Below are 15479 nucleotides of genomic sequence, written 5' to 3' on the forward strand. Positions count from 1 at the left end.
GATGGCCGACAAGATGGCCCTGGCCAAGGCGATCAACGAGTCGCTGCGCCGCGCCCTGGAGTCCGACCCCAAGGTCCTGATCATGGGCGAGGACGTCGGCAAGCTCGGCGGCGTCTTCCGGGTGACGGACGGCCTGCAGAAGGACTTCGGCGAGAGCCGCGTCATCGACACCCCCCTCGCCGAGTCGGGCATCGTCGGCACGGCGATCGGCCTGGCCCTGCGCGGCTACCGCCCGGTGGTGGAGATCCAGTTCGACGGCTTCGTCTTCCCGGCGTACGACCAGATCGTCACGCAGCTCGCGAAGATGCACGCCCGCTCGCTGGGCAAGGTCAAGCTCCCGGTCGTCGTGCGCATCCCCTACGGCGGCGGCATCGGCGCGGTGGAGCACCACTCCGAGTCGCCCGAGTCGCTCTTCGCGCACGTGGCGGGCCTGAAGGTCGTCAGCCCGTCGAACGCGGCGGACGCGTTCTGGATGATGCAGCAGGCCATCCAGAGCGACGACCCGGTGATCTTCTTCGAGCCCAAGCGCCGCTACTGGGACAAGGGCGAGGTCAACACGGAGGCGATCCCGGGCCCGCTGCACAAGGCCCAGGTGGTCCGCGAGGGTACCGACCTCACCCTGGCCGCCTACGGCCCGATGGTGAAGCTCTGCCAGGAGGTCGCGGACGCGGCCGCCGAGGAGGGCAAAAACCTGGAGATCCTGGACCTGCGCTCGGTCTCCCCGCTCGACTTCGACTCGATCCAGGCGTCGGTGGAGAAGACGCGCCGCCTGGTCGTCGTCCACGAGGCACCGGTGTTCTTCGGGTCGGGTGCGGAGATCGCCGCGCGGATCACGGAGCGCTGCTTCTACCACCTGGAGGCCCCGGTGCTCCGGGTCGGCGGCTACCACGCGCCGTACCCGCCGGCCCGCCTGGAGGAGGAGTACCTGCCGAACCTGGACCGGGTGCTGGACGCCGTCGACCGCTCGCTGGCGTACTGAGGAGAGGGTCGTGACGACGATGACGGAAGCGTCCGTGCGCGAGTTCAAGATGCCCGACGTGGGCGAGGGACTCACCGAGGCCGAGATCCTCAAGTGGTACGTCCAGCCCGGCGACATGGTCACCGACGGCCAGGTGGTCTGCGAGGTCGAAACGGCGAAGGCGGCCGTCGAGCTGCCCATCCCGTACGACGGCGTGGTCCGGGACCTGCACTTCCCCGAGGGCACCACGGTCGACGTGGGCACGGCGATCATCTCGGTGGACGTGGGCGGTGGCAGTGCCGCACCCGCGCCCGCCGCCGAGCGGCCCGCGGCGGCCGAGCCCGCCGAGGAGCCCAAGGCGGCGGGCTCGGGACGCCAGCCGGTCCTGGTGGGCTACGGGGTGGCGACCTCGTCCACCCGCCGCCGTCCCCGCAAGGGCCCGGAGGTCCCGGTCCGGCAGGCCTCACCGGCGATCCAGACGGAGCTGAACGGCCACGCGCCGGCGGCCCCCGCCGCGGCCGCCCCCGCCATCCCGGCCACCCCGGCCGCCCCGGCCGGCACCCAACGCCCGCTGGCCAAGCCTCCCGTCCGCAAGCTGGCCAAGGACCTGGGCGTCGACCTGACGACGGTCGTCCCGACGGGCCCGGACGGCGTCATCACCCGCGAGGACGTGCACGCGGCGGTCGCATCGGCCGTCCCGGCGGTACCCGAGCCGTCGGCCGCGTCCGCCCCGGCGGCGGCCCAGGCGCCGGTGTCGTACGACACCGCGCGTGAGACCCGCATCCCGGTCAAGGGGGTCCGCAAGGCGACGGCGGCGGCGATGGTCGGCTCGGCGTTCACGGCGCCGCATGTCACGGAGTTCGTGACGGTCGACGTGACGCGCACGATGAAGCTGGTCGAGGAGCTGAAGGCGGACAAGGAGTTCGCGGGCCTGCGCGTGAACCCCCTGCTGCTGATCGCCAAGGCGCTGCTCGTCGCGATCCGGCGCAACCCGGACGTCAACGCGTCCTGGGACGAGGCCGCACAGGAGATCGTGGTCAAGCACTACGTGAACCTGGGCATCGCGGCCGCGACCCCGCGCGGCCTGATCGTGCCGAACATCAAGGACGCCCACGCCAAGACGCTGCCGCAGCTGGCCGAGTCGCTGGGCGACCTGGTGGCGACGGCCAGGGACGGCAAGACGTCCCCGGCGGCCATGCAGGGCGGCACGGTGACGATCACCAACGTCGGCGTCTTCGGCGTCGACACGGGCACGCCGATCCTCAACCCGGGCGAGTCCGCGATCCTGGCGGTCGGCGCGATCAAGCCCCAGCCGTGGGTCCACAAGGGCAAGGTGAAGCCCCGTCAGGTCACCACCCTGGCGCTGTCGTTCGACCACCGTCTGGTCGACGGCCAGTTGGGCTCGAAGGTCCTGGCCGACGTGGCGGCGATCCTGGAGCAGCCCAAGCGCCTGATCACCTGGGCGTGAACCGGCCGCGGCGGCCCCCCGACCCACCCGGGCGGGGGGCCGCCGGCGTCTGCCGCCGGTGGCCTTGTCCGCGCGCTCGGCGAGGTGAACCGGCGGTGGTCCGAAGAGCACAAGAAGCTCCCGGGACCCGCCCAAGTACCCCACAGTAAGCGGTTTAGCCGGACATACGATCACTCTTCATGCGCGACGCGATGGTGCTCAAGGCCCAGAGATTCGTCAACTCCGTCTACGGCAGCCGTATCGGCACGACCGTGGAGGAGAGCGGCGAGGCCGACTGGGCGACCCTGTACGCCCTGACCCGTGCCCTGCAGTACGAGCTGGGCATCACAGCGCTCTCCGACAGTTTCGGCCCCACCACGCTCAGCACACTGACCGCCAAGTACCCCAAGCTCGACGCGGACACGGTCCCGTCGCCCGACTTCTGCCGCATCCTCCAGGCCGGGCTGTACTGCAAGGGCTACGACGGCGGCGACCTGGACGGCACCTACAGCACGCGGGTGCAGGCCGCCGTCACCCGGCTCAAGACCGACATGGGCGTCGAACAGGCCCTCCCGGGAGCCGGCTTGACGCCGAAGGTGGTCAAGGCGCTGCTGACGATGGACTCCTACGTCCCCGGCGCCCCGGGCACCGGACAGGTCAGGGCCGTCCAGCAGTGGCTCAACGGCCGCTACCTGAACCGGCAGGACTTCTACGTCATCGCCTGCGACGGGCTCGTGACCCGGGACACCCTCAAGGCGCTGCTCTTCGGCGTGCAGTACGAGCTGGGCATGGCGGACGGCACCGCCAACGGCAACTTCGGGCCCGGTACCCAGTCGGGCCTGAAGTCGCACCCCGTGGCCCAGGGCGACAAGGGCGTCTTCGTCCAGCTGTTCTCCGCCGGGATGGTCGTCAACCGGCGGCCTGCGGCCCTCACCGACACCTTCGACTCCTCCCTCGCCGCGGCGGTCCGGGCCTTCCAGACCTTCGCGGCTCTCCCGGCCACCGGCCAGGGCGACTTCGCCACCTTCGCCTCCCTGCTGGCGTCCTTCGGCGACCAGTCCCGCCCGGCCAAGGCCTGCGACACCATCGCGAAGGTCACCCCCGCCCGGGCGGCATCGCTCAAGGCGGCCGGGATCACGTACATCGGCCGCTACCTCACCAACCCGAGTGCCACCTCCCTGCCGGAGAAGGCCATCCAGCCGGGTGAGCTCGTCACCATCGCCCAGCAGGGCCTGCGCTGCTTCCCGATCTACCAGACCGTCAACAACGACGCCTCGGACTTCGACTACGTCGCCGGGCGGACCGCCGGGTACGCCGCGGTCAACGCCGCCCGTGACCACGGCTTCCGCCGGGGGAGCCGGATCTTCTTCGCTGTGGACTTCGACGCGATCGACGCCGAGATCACCGCGAAGGTCCTGCCCCACTTCAAGGGCATCAAGGAGGCGATGGCGGACTCCGGCCACCCGTACGAGATCGGCGTCTACGGCTCCCGCAACGTGTGCGCGCGGGTCGGTGCGGCCGGCTACTCGACGGCGAGCTTCGTCGCCGGCATGTCCTCGGGCTTCGACGGCAACGCCGGCCACCCGCTGCCGCAGGACTGGGCCTACGACCAGTTCGTCATCCGCACCCTCGGCTCCGGTGACGGGCAGCTGGAGATCGACGCCGACATCGCCTCGGGGCGGGACACCGGGCAGGGCTCGTTCGACCGGCCGCGGCCCGCCGTCCCGGATGTCGCCTTCGACGAGCGCCAGGTGCCGGCGCTGCGGGCCGACCTCTCGCGCTACATGCAGTCGATCGGCCGCCCGGACACGGGCGGCATCGGCAGCGACGCGCGGCTCTACACCAACGCGCAGGCGATCGCGGCGATACAGGACCAGGACGGGCTGATCACCGAGCTGTCGACGACGTACACGATGCGCAAGGCGCTGATCCAGACGGTCGTCTACTGGGCCATGCGCGACTACGGTCTCGCCGCCCAGTCCACCGACCAGCAGGTCGCCGACCACCACGGCACGGGCTCCGGCTCCGTCAGGGACTCGCACACCGGCATCGGCGAGATCAGCGCGAGCGACGCCATCCAGGCCTGGAACCACTGCATCGGCTGGGGCTTCACCACCGGCGAGCGCCGCGACCCGGCCAAGGACGCCGACCTGTGGACCGTGTGGCAGCAGCTGAACAAGGACAACGCGTTCAGTGTGCGCACCGCGGCGCTGATCCACCTGTGGGACACCCGGGGCAGGCCCGGTGGCCAACTGCCCCCGGCGACCGCGTCACCACCCCGCGGTCCATGCGTCTCGACCTCGCCGAGTTCGAGATCACCGAACTCCTGCGCCGCTACCGGGCCTGGGACCCCGACGTGGAGTCCCAGACGCACCAGAGCCTGGCCGTCTACCAGATCTTCGAGAAGTACAACAGCATCCTCCGCAACGCCTGAGCGCGTGTGCGCGGAGAACTTCAGGAAGAGACTCCGTTGAAGCTCAGCCTCCCCCACATCCTCCGCAGATCACCGGCGGCCGGCGCCGCCCACCGCCGTGGCCTGTCCCGCCGCGCCCTGCTCGGCCGTGTCGCCGCGGTCGGCGGTGCCGTAGGCGTAGCCGCCCTGCCCCTGTCCCATTTCCTGTCCCAGGCGTACGCCGACGCGAACAACCCCATCCCGGCCCGCGTGCGGGACGCCCTGCGTAGCGCGCAGGACCGGAGCCGGCGCGTGCTGGCGGGCTCGCGCTCCCACAACGGCTGGGAGATGGAGAACGTCGCCGACGACGGCGGCACCGTCTACACCCGCCCCGTCCCCGGCACCCCGCTGGGGGGTGTCGCCGTGCGCATGGGCGACGTGGAGACCGTCCTCGTCCACCTGGTGCGCCGGTTCCACTACGAGGTCGACCCGCTGCGCCGGGGCGACGTCCTCGGATGGCACGACCCCGCCGCACTCGCCAGGAGCAGGCCCGAGTCGAATCTGGCGTCCGGCACGGCCGTGCGGATCCGGGCCGGCTCCTACCCGCGCGGCGCCCGGGGCGGTTTCTTCCCGCAGCAGGAGGTCGTGATCCGCGACATCCTCGCCGAGCTCGACGGCGTGCTCCGCTGGGGCGGCGACGACCGTACGCCCGACGAGTCGCTGTTCTGCGTCGACGTACGGCCGGGCGACCAGCGGCTGGTACAGGTCGCGGCGCGGATCCGCGGCTGGCAGCTGGAGCCGGGAGCCGGTGCCGGTGCGGCGGTGAACGTGCTGTCGGGCGGCCGGCGCAAGGCGGCCCGGGCGCTGGAGCGCCGTCAGCGCGCCGCGGCATGACAGCCGTATGACGAAGGGGGCCCTGCCGCGGTGTGCGGCAGGGCCCCTCGGTCATCTTGCTCGAGTCCTACTTGGTGAAGCCGTAGTTGAGCAGCTTCGTCGCGTCGGTCTTGCGGGCGGTCAGGCCGGTCGAGGCGAGGACCGTGCCGATGACCGTCTTGCCGCTGCGGGTGGCGGCGAAGACCAGGCAGTACTTCGCCTCCGGGCCGGAACCGGTCTTCACGCCGATCGCGCCGGAGTAGCTGCCGAGCAGCGGGTTGGTGTTCTCCCACGGCGCCATCGTCCGCGTGCCGCCGGTCTTGGTGGTCGTCTTCGCCGTGTACTTCTTCGTCTTGACGACCGTGCGGAACGTGGAGTTCTTCATCGCGGCGCCGGCGAGCTTCGTCAGGTCGCGCGGCGTGGAGTAGTTGGCGCCCTTGCCGATGCCGTCGAACGAGTCGAAGTGGGTGTTCTTCAGACCCAGGTTCTTGGCGGTGGTGTTCATCTTGCCGATGAACGACTTCACGCGCGCCGAGCGCGTCGAGCCCGAGCCGAACTTGTCGGCGAGGGCGTACGCCGCGTCGCAGCCGGACGGCAGCATCAACCCGTACAGCAGCTGGCGGACGGTGACCTTGTCGCCGACGATCAGCTTCGCGTTGGACGCGTAGTTGTTGTCGACGATGTAGTCGCTGTACGCCTTCTGGACCGTGACCTTGCTGTCCATGTTGAGGTTCGACTGCTTCAGCACCACCAGAGCGGTCATGATCTTGGTGGTCGAGCCGGTCGAGCGGCGCGTGTCGGCCGCCTTGGTGTAGAGCGACTTGCCGGTCGCGTTGTTCATCACGTAGCCGCCCTTGGCGGCGATGGAGGGCGCCGAGGCGGCCTGCGCCGGCGCGACGGTGAGGGCACCGGTGGCGAGCATGGCGCCGGTGGTGACGGCGACGGCCGCTGCTCTGCGGAGGCGGGTGCCCTGAATGCCGGTTATCAAGTGAAGTACCCCGATTGCGTCGAATGCCCCAACGGGTGCGGCCGAGTTGAGGACGAGGGGAAAGGGGGCCGCACGTGTCTGACTTGTAACTAGCACACGTGGTTGTGCTGTTGCCGAGGGGGACCCCCCTTTGCCACGGATGTGTGACATTCGAGTCCGCATACTGGACGTATCCATTCATGCGTACCTGTTGTATCTATGCTGTCGGCATGACCCTGGCCGTGAAGCAACCGCCCGCCGCCGACCGCGTCTACGCCCATGTCAAACAGGGCGTCCTGGAGCGCCGCTACGAGGGCGGCACCCTCCTCACCGAGGGCGAGCTCGCCGAAGCCGTGGGCGTCTCCCGCACGCCGGTCCGCGAGGCGCTGCTCCGGCTGGAGGCCGAGGGGCTGATCCGGCTCTACCCGAAGAAGGGCGCCCTCGTCCTGCCCGTCTCCGCGCAGGAGATCGCCGACGTCGTCGAGACCCGGCTGCTCGTCGAGGAGCACGCGGCGCGCAAGGCCGTGCCCGCGCCGGCCGGGCTCATCGAGCGCCTGGAGGAGCTGCTGGCCCGGCAGAAGAGGCAGGCCGCCGCCGGGGACCTCGCCGGGGCCGCCGTCACCGACCGCTGCTTCCACGCCGAGATCGTCCGCAGCGGCGGCAACGAGATCCTCTCCCGCCTCTACGACCAGCTGCGCGACCGCCAGTTGCGCATGGGCGTGGCCGTCATGCACTCCCACCCCGACCGCATCGCCAAGACCCTCGCCGAGCACGAGGAGATCCTCGACGCGCTGCGCTCAGGTGACGCGGAAGCGGCCGTCGGCCTCGTCCGCCGGCACGTCGGCTGGTTCTCGCACCTGGCCCGCGGGGAGGCCCGATGAGCGCCACCGCGATACCGGGCGACCCGCCGGGCGGTCGCAGGGCGCTGGCCGTCTGGGGCACGGGCGTATCGGTCTACTTCGTCGCGGTCATCTTCCGCACGTCCCTGGGCGTGGCCGGCCTCGACGCCGCCGACCGCTTCCATGTGAACGCCTCCGCCCTGTCCACCTTCTCCATCCTCCAGCTGCTGGTCTACGCGGGCATGCAGATCCCCGTCGGCCTGCTGGTCGACCGGCTCGGCACCAAGAAGGTGCTGGCGCTCGGCGCGGTGCTGTTCACGGCCGGGCAGCTGGGCTTCGCCTTCTCCCCTTCGTACGGAACGGCGCTCGCCTCCCGGGCGCTGCTCGGCTGCGGTGACGCGCTGACGTTCATCAGCGTGCTGCGCCTGGGCAGCCGCTGGTTCCCGGCCCGCCGCGGACCGCTGGTCGCCCAGTTCGCGGGACTGGTCGGCATGGCGGGCAACCTGGTCTCCACGCTCGTCCTGGCCCGGCTGCTGCACGGCATCGGCTGGACGGCGGCGTTCGCGGGCAGCGCGGCCGCCGGGGCCGTGGTGCTCGTCCTGGTGCTGCTGTTCCTCAAGGACCACCCGGAGGGCCACGAGCCGGAGCCGCTCCCGCACCAGGGCGCGGCCTACGTACGGCGGCAGATCGCCGCCTCCTGGCGGGAGCCCGGGACGCGACTCGGCCTCTGGGTGCACTTCACCACCCAGTTCCCGGCGATGGTGTTCCTGCTGCTGTGGGGCCTGCCGTTCCTCGTCGAGGCGCAGGGGCTGTCCCGGGCGGTGGCCGGTGAACTCCTCACGCTGGTCGTGCTGTCGAACATGGTGGTGGGCCTGGTCTACGGCCAGATCGTCGCCCGGCACCACGGGGCGCGGCTGCCGCTCGCGCTCGGGACGGTCGGCACGACGGCGGCCCTGTGGGCGGCGACCCTCGCCTACCCGGGCGCGCACGCCCCGATGTGGCTGCTGATCGTGCTGTGCACGGTGCTCGGGGCGTGCGGACCGGCTTCGATGATCGGCTTCGACTTCGCCCGCCCGGCCAACCCGCCCGAACGGCAGGGCACCGCCTCCGGCATCACCAACATGGGCGGCTTCGTGGCCTCCATAACCACGCTGTTCGCGATCGGTGTGCTCCTGGACGCCACCGGCGGCGACTACTCCCTGGCCTTCTCGGTGGTGTTCGTGCTCCAGGCGGCCGGGGTCTCCCAGATCCTGCGGCTGCGCCGGCAGGCGGCTCGGCGGGAGCGGGAGCGGCTGGTGGCCAGCCGGGTGGAGACGGTGCACGTGCCGGCGTAGGTCAGCGGGCCGCCACCGGTACGAGGGTGAGGTACGCGAGGCCGAGGACGCCGCGGTAGGTGAGCCACCTGGCGCGGTGCCGGTCGGCGCGCTCACGGGTCTGGGCCGCCAGGGGGTCATCGGGGTACTCGGCGAGCCACACCTCGGTGTCCGCGAGGTATCCCGACTCGAACTGCTCCCATTCGTCGAGGCTCGCGGTCTCCGTCCACTCCGGCCTGAACCCCGCGTCGATGGCCAGGCCGATGAGGGTCGCGAGGTCGGGGTGGTCCGTCGCGGCGGCGTCCGGCCACATGCGGGACAGTTCGTCGGGGGTGGGGGCGCGCTGCCAGAAGCCCTCGCCGAGCAGGACGCGGCCGTGGCCGGTGACCAGGCGGCGGAGTTCCCCGAGCGCCTCGGGGAGCCGGTCGCCGAGGGCCTGGCTCGATCCCACGCACAGGACGAGGTCGGCGGGGCCCCGGGTGGTTCCGCTGGCGGACTCCTGAAGGAACCGGGCCCGGGATGCCAGTCCGCGGTCCGCGGCGGCCTTGCGCCCTCGCGCCAGGTCGTCGGAGTCCAGGTCGATGCCCGTGCCGGTCGCCTCCGGCGCGGTGGCCAGGACGCGGAGCATCAGCTCACCCGAGCCGCAGCCGATGTCCAGGACCGTGGTGGGGCGGTGGCGGGTGAGGCGCTGTACGAGGGCGTCTGCCCGGGCTTCGGACAGCGGGCCGTGGAAGGTCAGGCGGGTGCGGTGGGGTGGCGTCATGCCGAGGGACGTTACGGGGGGTTGGGGGCGGCGGCACGAGGTTTTCGGTGCTCGGCGTCGACGCCCGGGGCCGGGTGGATCCGCAGCCCGGCGTAGCGGGGTGCCGCCGCGCCCACCCGTGCCGCCCCTTGCGGCACGCATGACCGCAGCTGGGGGGGCGGCGCGCATGCCCGCGGTTGGGGCCGCACGCATGACCGCAGCCGGGTCATCCCTACTGCGTCACCGTGAAGTTCCTCAGGATCGCCGCCGTCAGCTCCGGGTCGCCCTCCGTCTTCAGCCGGTCGGACACCGACTCCGGGGTCACGCGGCCGCAGGCCAGACGGACGTACGTCTCCCAGTCGAGCGTGAGGGTCGCGGCCGGGCCGAGGGCCGGGGCCGTTTCGAGGGTGCCGCGGCCCTGGATGTCGACGCGGATCGTGCGCAGGAACTCGACGGGCCCGTGCACGTCGAAGACGACCGCCGAGCTGCGCGGCGCCTGTGCGTCCTCGGCCACCACGCGAGGCAGTTCGCCGAGCAGCACGTCACGGGCGACCAGCGCGCCGGGGGAGTCGAGGCTGCCGGGCCGGCCGAGGGCCGTGCGCAGGTCCTGCTCGTGCACCCACACGTCGAACGCGTGGCGCCGCATCGACTCCTCGAGGGTGAGCTCGCTGCCGAGCGGCCCCCGCACCTTCGTGCCCGGGTCACGCGATTCGTTCCGCAGCTGCCGGTTGCGGCGGATGATCACGTACTCCAGCTCGGAGGTCATCTCCGGCGCCGTGTGGTGGCGGCGGACGTCGACCTGCATCTCCATGTAGCGCTGGTGCTCGTTGGTGACGTGGAACAGGTCGCGCGGGAGGCTGTGGATGGGCCGCGGGTCGCCGAGCATCTCGCAGTCCAGACCGATGACATGGGAGACCACGTCCCGCACCGACCACCCCGGGCACGGCGTCCGCCGGTTCCATTCGGCCTCCGCGAGCGGCTGGAGCAGCTCGGATATCGCTTCGACGGAGTGGGTCCAGGCGTCGGCGTAGGGCTGGAGGGTGGGATGCAGACTCACGGAACGGGACCCCTCGGCGGTCGGTGCACGGGCAGGTGGTGGCGGCGTTGCCAGTGGGAGGTGGCGGCTGTCGGCGGGTGTCTTGCGAGCTAAGTTACGCTGCTGTGAGGCACCCCGGCAGTGCTTTCGTGTGACGATCGTAGGCCCGTGTGGACGGCTCGAATGCCAGGACGGTGGTAGTGTGCACGCTTCTGTGATCCAGATCGCCGTGAACGAGGACGAATCGGTCGAAGCGCGCCGCCGACGCGTGGCGGGGATGGTCCGGGAACAGGCCGGGGCCGATCTCGTCGTCCTGCCGGAGCTGTGGACCACGGGTGCCTTCGCCTACGAGGAGTTCGGGCGCGAGGCCGAGCCGCTCGAAGGGCCGACGTACGAGGCGATGGCGAAGGCCGCGAGTGACGCGGGGGTGTGGCTGCACGCCGGTTCGATCCCCGAGCGTGACCCGGACGGACCGCTCTACAACACCTCCCTCGTCTTCTCCCCCTCCGGCGATCTGGCCGCCGCCTACCGCAAGATCCACCGCTTCGGCTTCGACAAGGGCGAGGCCGTGCTGATGGGCGCGGGCACGGAGCTGGTGACGGTGCGTCTGCCCGCGACGACCCTGGGCCTGTCCACCTGCTACGACCTCCGCTTCCCTGAGCTCTTCCGCGGTCTCGTCGACGCCGGTGCCGAGACGCTCGTGGTGTCGGCGGGCTGGCCGGAGCGCCGCCGGTCCCACTGGACGCTGCTGGCCCAGGCACGGGCCGTGGAGAACCAGTCGTTCCTCCTCGCCTGCGCAACGGCCGGGACGCACGCCGGAGTTCCCCAGGCCGGTCACTCGATCGTGGTCGACCCGTGGGGCGAGGTGCTGGCTCAGGCCGGTGCCGGCGAGGAGGTCCTCACGGTGGAGTTCGACCCGGGGAAGGTCGCGACGACCCGGGAGCAGTTCCCGGCGCTGAAGGACCGGATGCTGGGACTGCGGCCTCCTCACCGGCCCTGAGAACGGGCGGCGGCTCGGACGGCTCAGTCCTCCCGCTCCTTCTCCGCCAGGTGGATCACACACACGGCCACCGCGATCAGCAGCGCGGGATCCGCGTCCTCGCGGACGACGTCCACGCCGTAGGTGTCCCGTACGGTCAGCCACCGCCGGGAGATCACCGCCAGCAGCTCCCCGTCGTACTCGACGGCGAACTCCCGGTCCAGGATCTTGCCGCTTACGTCCAGCTCGCTGCCGTCGGCCAGGGACACCCGGTAGTGGTTGCGCAGCAGGGACAGCCGCTTCCGTCGGATCGTCGCCAGCGGCTCCCCGCTCCGCTGGAGCACCATGGTGTCGCGCAGGGCGAGCATCTTCTGGTGGATGTCGACGAGGACGCGCCCCTGGGTGTCCTTCAGCTCCCAGGTGTCCCGCAGCCGCAGGGCCTTGCCGTCGACGAGGAAGACCTTGCTGCCGTGGTCGTCCTCGATCCAGTAGTCGTCACCGAAGCCGAGAAGCCGGTCGTACACGAGGAATCTCATGACCCCAGGGCTTCCCCGCCGCCGCCTCCGAAACGCCGCCGATAGGCCGACGGGCTGAGCCCGGTCACCCGCCGCAGCCGGGTCCGCAGGTTGCCGGCCGTCCCGAGTCCGCTGCGGGCCGCCACGACGTCCAGCCGCTCCTCACCCCGCTCGATCAGCCGGCAGGCCACCCCCACGCGCTCCCCGGTCAGCCACGCCAGCGGGGTCGTCCCGAGCTGGGCGCGGAAGCGGCGGTGCAGCGTGGCGGGGCTGACACGCGCGCGTGCGGCCAGGTCCGCCACGGTCAGCGGCTCATCCAGCCGCTCCTGCGCCCACGCCAGCAGCGGGGCCAGGGACTCGTCCCGCACCTCCGGGACCGGCCGCTCCACGAACTGCCGCTGACCGCCGTCGCGGTGCGCGGCGAACACCAGCCGGCGGGAGACGTGGTTGGCGATCTCCGCGCCGTGATCACGCCGCCAGATGTACAGCCCGAGATCGAGCGCGGCCGCGCTGCCGGCGGCGGTGAGGAGACCGCCCTCGTCGACGAACAGCACGTCCGGCTCCAACAGCACCCGCGGGTGCAGCCGGCGGAAGCAGTCCGTCCAGCGCCAGTGGGTCGCCGCCCGCCGCCCGTCCAGCAGTCCGGCCTCGGCGAGGGCGAAGGTGCCGGTGCAGAAGCTCACGACCCGGGCGCCACGCGCGTGTGCCCGACGGATGACGTCGAGGACGTCGGGGCCGCGCGGTACGACGTTGTCCGGCCGGCCCGGCACGACCAGCGTGTCCGCCTCCGCCACGGCGTCCAGGCCGCGGACGCCGGTGAGAGTGAAGAAGCCGTGGTTCATCCGGATCTCCGGCGCGGGCGCGCACAGCGTCACCTCGTACAACGGCCCCGGCAGCCCCAGCTCGGGCCGCGGCAGCCCGAACAGTTCGGTGGCCACACCGACCTCGAAGGGGTTGGTGCCCTCGTCGACGATCACGGCGACCCTGTGCGGGCGTTGCGAGGATCCTTGCGACATGTGCGATTCCTAGCACTCGCACGACGTCCACGGCATCCCGCAGGATCGCCTTGTGACCCAGGAACCCGTCTCCCTCGCCCACGCCCTGACCACCTTCTCCGAGCGCTGGAGCCCCCGCATCGTCACCGCCGTGAACGACTACGACGTCCGCATCGCGAAGGTGGAGGGCGAACACGTCTGGCACGTCCACGATCGCACCGACGAGTTCTTCCTCGTCCTCGACGGCGAACTGCACCTCGCCCTGCGCGAGCCGGCCGGCGAGCGCACGGTCGTCCTGCCCCGGGGCAGTGTCTTCACGGTCCCGCGCGGCACCGAGCACAAGCCGTACGCCCCCGTCCCGACCGCGATCCTCATGTTCGAACCGACCGGCACCCTCACGGTCGGCGACCGCCACGACGAGGTCCCGGACCATGTGGACGCCACTACGGGACACGCGCTGGGGTGAACGCCGCTACCGGCCCCGTCAGTCACCGATCTGGAGTTCGACGCGGCGACGGAGGTAGGTCCGGCGTTCATACCAGGAGGGCAAGCTCGGAGAGGTCGCGTTCGAGGGCGCGGGACGGATCAGGCCCCGCGCCCTCGTCGCTGCGCAGCGGCTCCGGCGGGGTGGACGAGACGAGCAAGCGCGTGGAGGGGTCGGGTCGCGGGTTGGGCTTCTGGCCCGTCGGGGCCTGGTTTCGGCCGGGATGGACGCCTGAGGATGCTGGACGTCACACCCCGTAACCGTCGCTGTAGCCGTCCCGGCGGTGGTGGTGTGCCGCCGGGTCTTCGACGACCTGTGTCGTGGGGGGTACCACCACACGCCGGCGCCTGGCGATGCTGCTGAACGTGGTGACGCCGATCAGTCCGACGATCATCAGGATGATGCCGACCAGGTCGAGGTTGACCCCCTGCATGTCCCAGTCGGTCGCGAACGTGAGGATGGCTCCCACGGCGATGAGGATGATGCATCCGCCGAGGCCCATGTGTGTCGCCTCCCTGTACGGTCCGGTCGTTCCGGTCCCGGAACACCGGGTACCCCCGAGGGGAACACCCATGCGGTGACGGCCCGTTCTACCTCTCGAGGAACGCCGTCAGCGCGTTGGCGAGGAGGAACGGGTCGTCGGCGCCGCACAGTTCGCGCACGCTGTGCATCGACAGGATGGCCACGCCGATGTCGACGGTCCTGATGCCGTGCCGCGCGGCGGTGATCGGGCCGATCGTGGTGCCGCAGGGCATGGAGTTGTTGGAGACGAACGACTGGAAGGGCACGTCGGCCGCCTCGCAGGCCGCCGTGAACTCCGCGCGGCCCGAACCGTCCGTGGCGTAGCGGTTGTTGACGTTGACCTTGAGGATCGGGCCGCCGTTGACGCGCGGGTGGTGCGTCGGGTCGTGCCGCTCCGCGTAGTTGGGGTGTACGGCGTGGCCCGTGTCGGAGGACAGGCAGACCGTGCCGGCGAAGGCGCGGGCCCGGTCCTCGTAGGAGCCGCCGCGGGCGAAGACCGAGCGTTCCAGCACGTTGCCGAGGAGCGGCCCGTCCGCGCCGGTGTCCGACTGGGAGCCGTTCTCCTCGTGGTCGAAGGCGGCCAGGACCGGGATGGAGGCCGGCTGCGACGACGACGAGGCGACGGCCGCGAGGGCCGCGGTGCCGGCGTGCACCGACAGCAGGTTGTCCATGCGCGGCCCGGCCAGCAGCTCGCGGTCGCGGCCCAGGTAGGCGGGCGGTTCCACGGAGTGCGTCATCAGGTCCCAGCCGGTGACCTCGCCCGCCGGGATGCCGGCCGTCTCCTCCAGGAAGGCGATCAGGTCGCCGTCGCGGACGTCGTGGCCGAGGCCCCAGACCGGCTGCATGTGCCGCTGCTTGTCGAGCTTGAGGCCGTCGGCCGTCACCGAGCGGTCCAGGTGGATGGCGAGCTGCGGGACGCGCAGCAGCGGCCGGTCGACGTCCACCAGGCGCGTCGAGCCGTCGCGCAGGGTCAGGCGGCCGGCGATGCCGAGGTCGCGGTCCAGCCAGGAGTTGAGCAGCGGCCCGCCGTAGATCTCCACCGCCACCTGGCGCCAGCCGTGCGCCCCGGTGTCGGGGAGCGGCTTGACGCGCAGGTTGGGGGAGTCGGTGTGGGCGCCGACGATCCGGAAGGGCGTGTGGGGTGCGGCGCCCTCCGGCACGTACCAGGCGACGATCGCGCCGCCGCGCAGCACGTACTTGCCGCCGCTCGTCCCGTCCCAGGCGTCCGTCTCGGCGACCTGCCTGAAGCCGGCCTTCTCCAGCCGCTCGGCGGCTGTGGCCACGGCGTGGTACGGCGTGGGGCTCGCCGCCAGGAAGGTCATGAGGTCGTCGGTGTGGCCGCGGTCGAAGCGGGCTGGTTCGGTCATGGGTTCACCTTAACGACGGACGAGGGCCCGTTCCCGGCGTAGGGGAACAG

General features: G+C 71.6%; 14 protein-coding genes and 1 pseudogene. 8 read left to right on the top strand and 7 right to left on the bottom strand.

All coding sequences use genetic code 11. The annotated features are described in order from the left end of the window. The first annotated feature begins 1 nt into the window (after nt 1). The 4 genes and pseudogenes from CEB94_RS20630 to CEB94_RS20645 all read left to right on the top strand — a co-directional run bounded on the left by CEB94_RS20630 (nt 2) and on the right by CEB94_RS20645 (nt 5691). The gene (locus tag CEB94_RS20630) at nt 2-979 is read left to right on the top strand and encodes an alpha-ketoacid dehydrogenase subunit beta (RefSeq protein ID WP_175433626.1); all 978 of its coding nucleotides are present in this window, start codon (nt 2-4) and stop codon (nt 977-979) included. Between the two features lie 10 nt (nt 980-989). Next, entirely contained in the window at nt 990-2426 is a 1437-nt protein-coding gene (locus CEB94_RS20635; protein WP_175433627.1) for a dihydrolipoamide acetyltransferase family protein, read from the top strand. 179 nt (nt 2427-2605) lie between these two features. Beyond that, nucleotides 2606-4839: pseudogene (locus tag CEB94_RS20640) on the top strand (glycoside hydrolase domain-containing protein). 36 nt (nt 4840-4875) lie between these two features. Beyond that, a complete protein-coding gene (locus tag CEB94_RS20645; RefSeq protein WP_381104711.1) occupies nt 4876-5691 on the top strand; it encodes a twin-arginine translocation signal domain-containing protein in 816 nt (271 codons plus the stop codon). 67 nt (nt 5692-5758) lie between these two features. Here the strand turns inward: CEB94_RS20645 and CEB94_RS20650 are convergent, their stop codons facing one another. Continuing rightward, nucleotides 5759-6658, bottom strand: coding sequence for a D-alanyl-D-alanine carboxypeptidase family protein (locus CEB94_RS20650; protein ID WP_175433628.1), 900 nt, complete (start codon nt 6656-6658; stop codon nt 5759-5761). A 209-nt stretch (nt 6659-6867) separates the two neighbouring features. Between CEB94_RS20650 and CEB94_RS20655 the strand changes: the two genes are divergently transcribed. Both CEB94_RS20655 and CEB94_RS20660 read left to right on the top strand, forming a co-directional pair. Continuing rightward, the gene (locus CEB94_RS20655) at nt 6868-7518 is read left to right on the top strand and encodes a GntR family transcriptional regulator (protein ID WP_175433629.1); all 651 of its coding nucleotides are present in this window, start codon (nt 6868-6870) and stop codon (nt 7516-7518) included. Beyond that, nucleotides 7515-8810, top strand: a complete 1296-nt coding sequence (locus tag CEB94_RS20660; RefSeq protein ID WP_175433630.1) for an MFS transporter — start codon at nt 7515-7517, stop codon at nt 8808-8810. Before CEB94_RS20655 ends, CEB94_RS20660 begins: the two co-directional genes overlap by 4 nt. 1 nt (nt 8811) lies before the next feature. Here CEB94_RS20660 and CEB94_RS20665 read toward each other — a convergent pair whose 3' ends face one another. Together CEB94_RS20665 and CEB94_RS20670 are read right to left on the bottom strand one after the other, a co-directional pair. Next, nucleotides 8812-9552, bottom strand: coding sequence for an SAM-dependent methyltransferase (locus CEB94_RS20665; RefSeq protein ID WP_175433631.1), 741 nt, complete (start codon nt 9550-9552; stop codon nt 8812-8814). A gap of 211 nt (nt 9553-9763) precedes the next feature. Further along, on the bottom strand, nt 9764-10588 hold the full coding sequence (locus tag CEB94_RS20670) for a maleylpyruvate isomerase family mycothiol-dependent enzyme (RefSeq protein ID WP_175433632.1): 825 nt from the start codon (nt 10586-10588) through the stop codon (nt 9764-9766). 181 nt (nt 10589-10769) lie between these two features. Here CEB94_RS20670 and CEB94_RS20675 point away from each other — a divergent pair, with 181 nt between their 5' ends. Further along, nucleotides 10770-11567, top strand: coding sequence for a carbon-nitrogen family hydrolase (locus tag CEB94_RS20675; protein WP_175433633.1), 798 nt, complete (start codon nt 10770-10772; stop codon nt 11565-11567). 23 nt (nt 11568-11590) lie between these two features. Here CEB94_RS20675 and CEB94_RS20680 read toward each other — a convergent pair whose 3' ends face one another. Together CEB94_RS20680 and CEB94_RS20685 are read right to left on the bottom strand one after the other, a co-directional pair. Beyond that, the gene (locus CEB94_RS20680; RefSeq protein ID WP_175433634.1) at nt 11591-12082 is read right to left on the bottom strand and encodes an LURP-one-related/scramblase family protein; all 492 of its coding nucleotides are present in this window, start codon (nt 12080-12082) and stop codon (nt 11591-11593) included. After that, entirely contained in the window at nt 12079-13077 is a 999-nt protein-coding gene (locus CEB94_RS20685) for a GlxA family transcriptional regulator (protein WP_175433635.1), read from the bottom strand. The genes CEB94_RS20680 and CEB94_RS20685 overlap by 4 nt, the downstream gene beginning before the upstream one ends. Before the next feature lie 52 nt (nt 13078-13129). Between CEB94_RS20685 and CEB94_RS20690 the strand changes: the two genes are divergently transcribed. Beyond that, nucleotides 13130-13522 (top strand): cupin domain-containing protein, encoded by a 393-nt coding sequence (locus tag CEB94_RS20690; protein WP_175433636.1) that lies wholly within the window; start codon nt 13130-13132, stop codon nt 13520-13522. A 265-nt stretch (nt 13523-13787) separates the two neighbouring features. Here CEB94_RS20690 and CEB94_RS20695 read toward each other — a convergent pair whose 3' ends face one another. Together CEB94_RS20695 and CEB94_RS20700 are read right to left on the bottom strand one after the other, a co-directional pair. Beyond that, on the bottom strand, nt 13788-14042 hold the full coding sequence (locus CEB94_RS20695; protein WP_031137490.1) for a DUF6458 family protein: 255 nt from the start codon (nt 14040-14042) through the stop codon (nt 13788-13790). A gap of 88 nt (nt 14043-14130) precedes the next feature. Continuing rightward, on the bottom strand, nt 14131-15429 hold the full coding sequence (locus tag CEB94_RS20700; protein ID WP_175433637.1) for a M18 family aminopeptidase: 1299 nt from the start codon (nt 15427-15429) through the stop codon (nt 14131-14133). Between the last annotated feature and the right edge of the window lie 50 nt (nt 15430-15479).

This window comes from Streptomyces hawaiiensis (assembly GCF_004803895.1).
GTDB classification, from domain to species: domain Bacteria; phylum Actinomycetota; class Actinomycetes; order Streptomycetales; family Streptomycetaceae; genus Streptomyces; species Streptomyces hawaiiensis.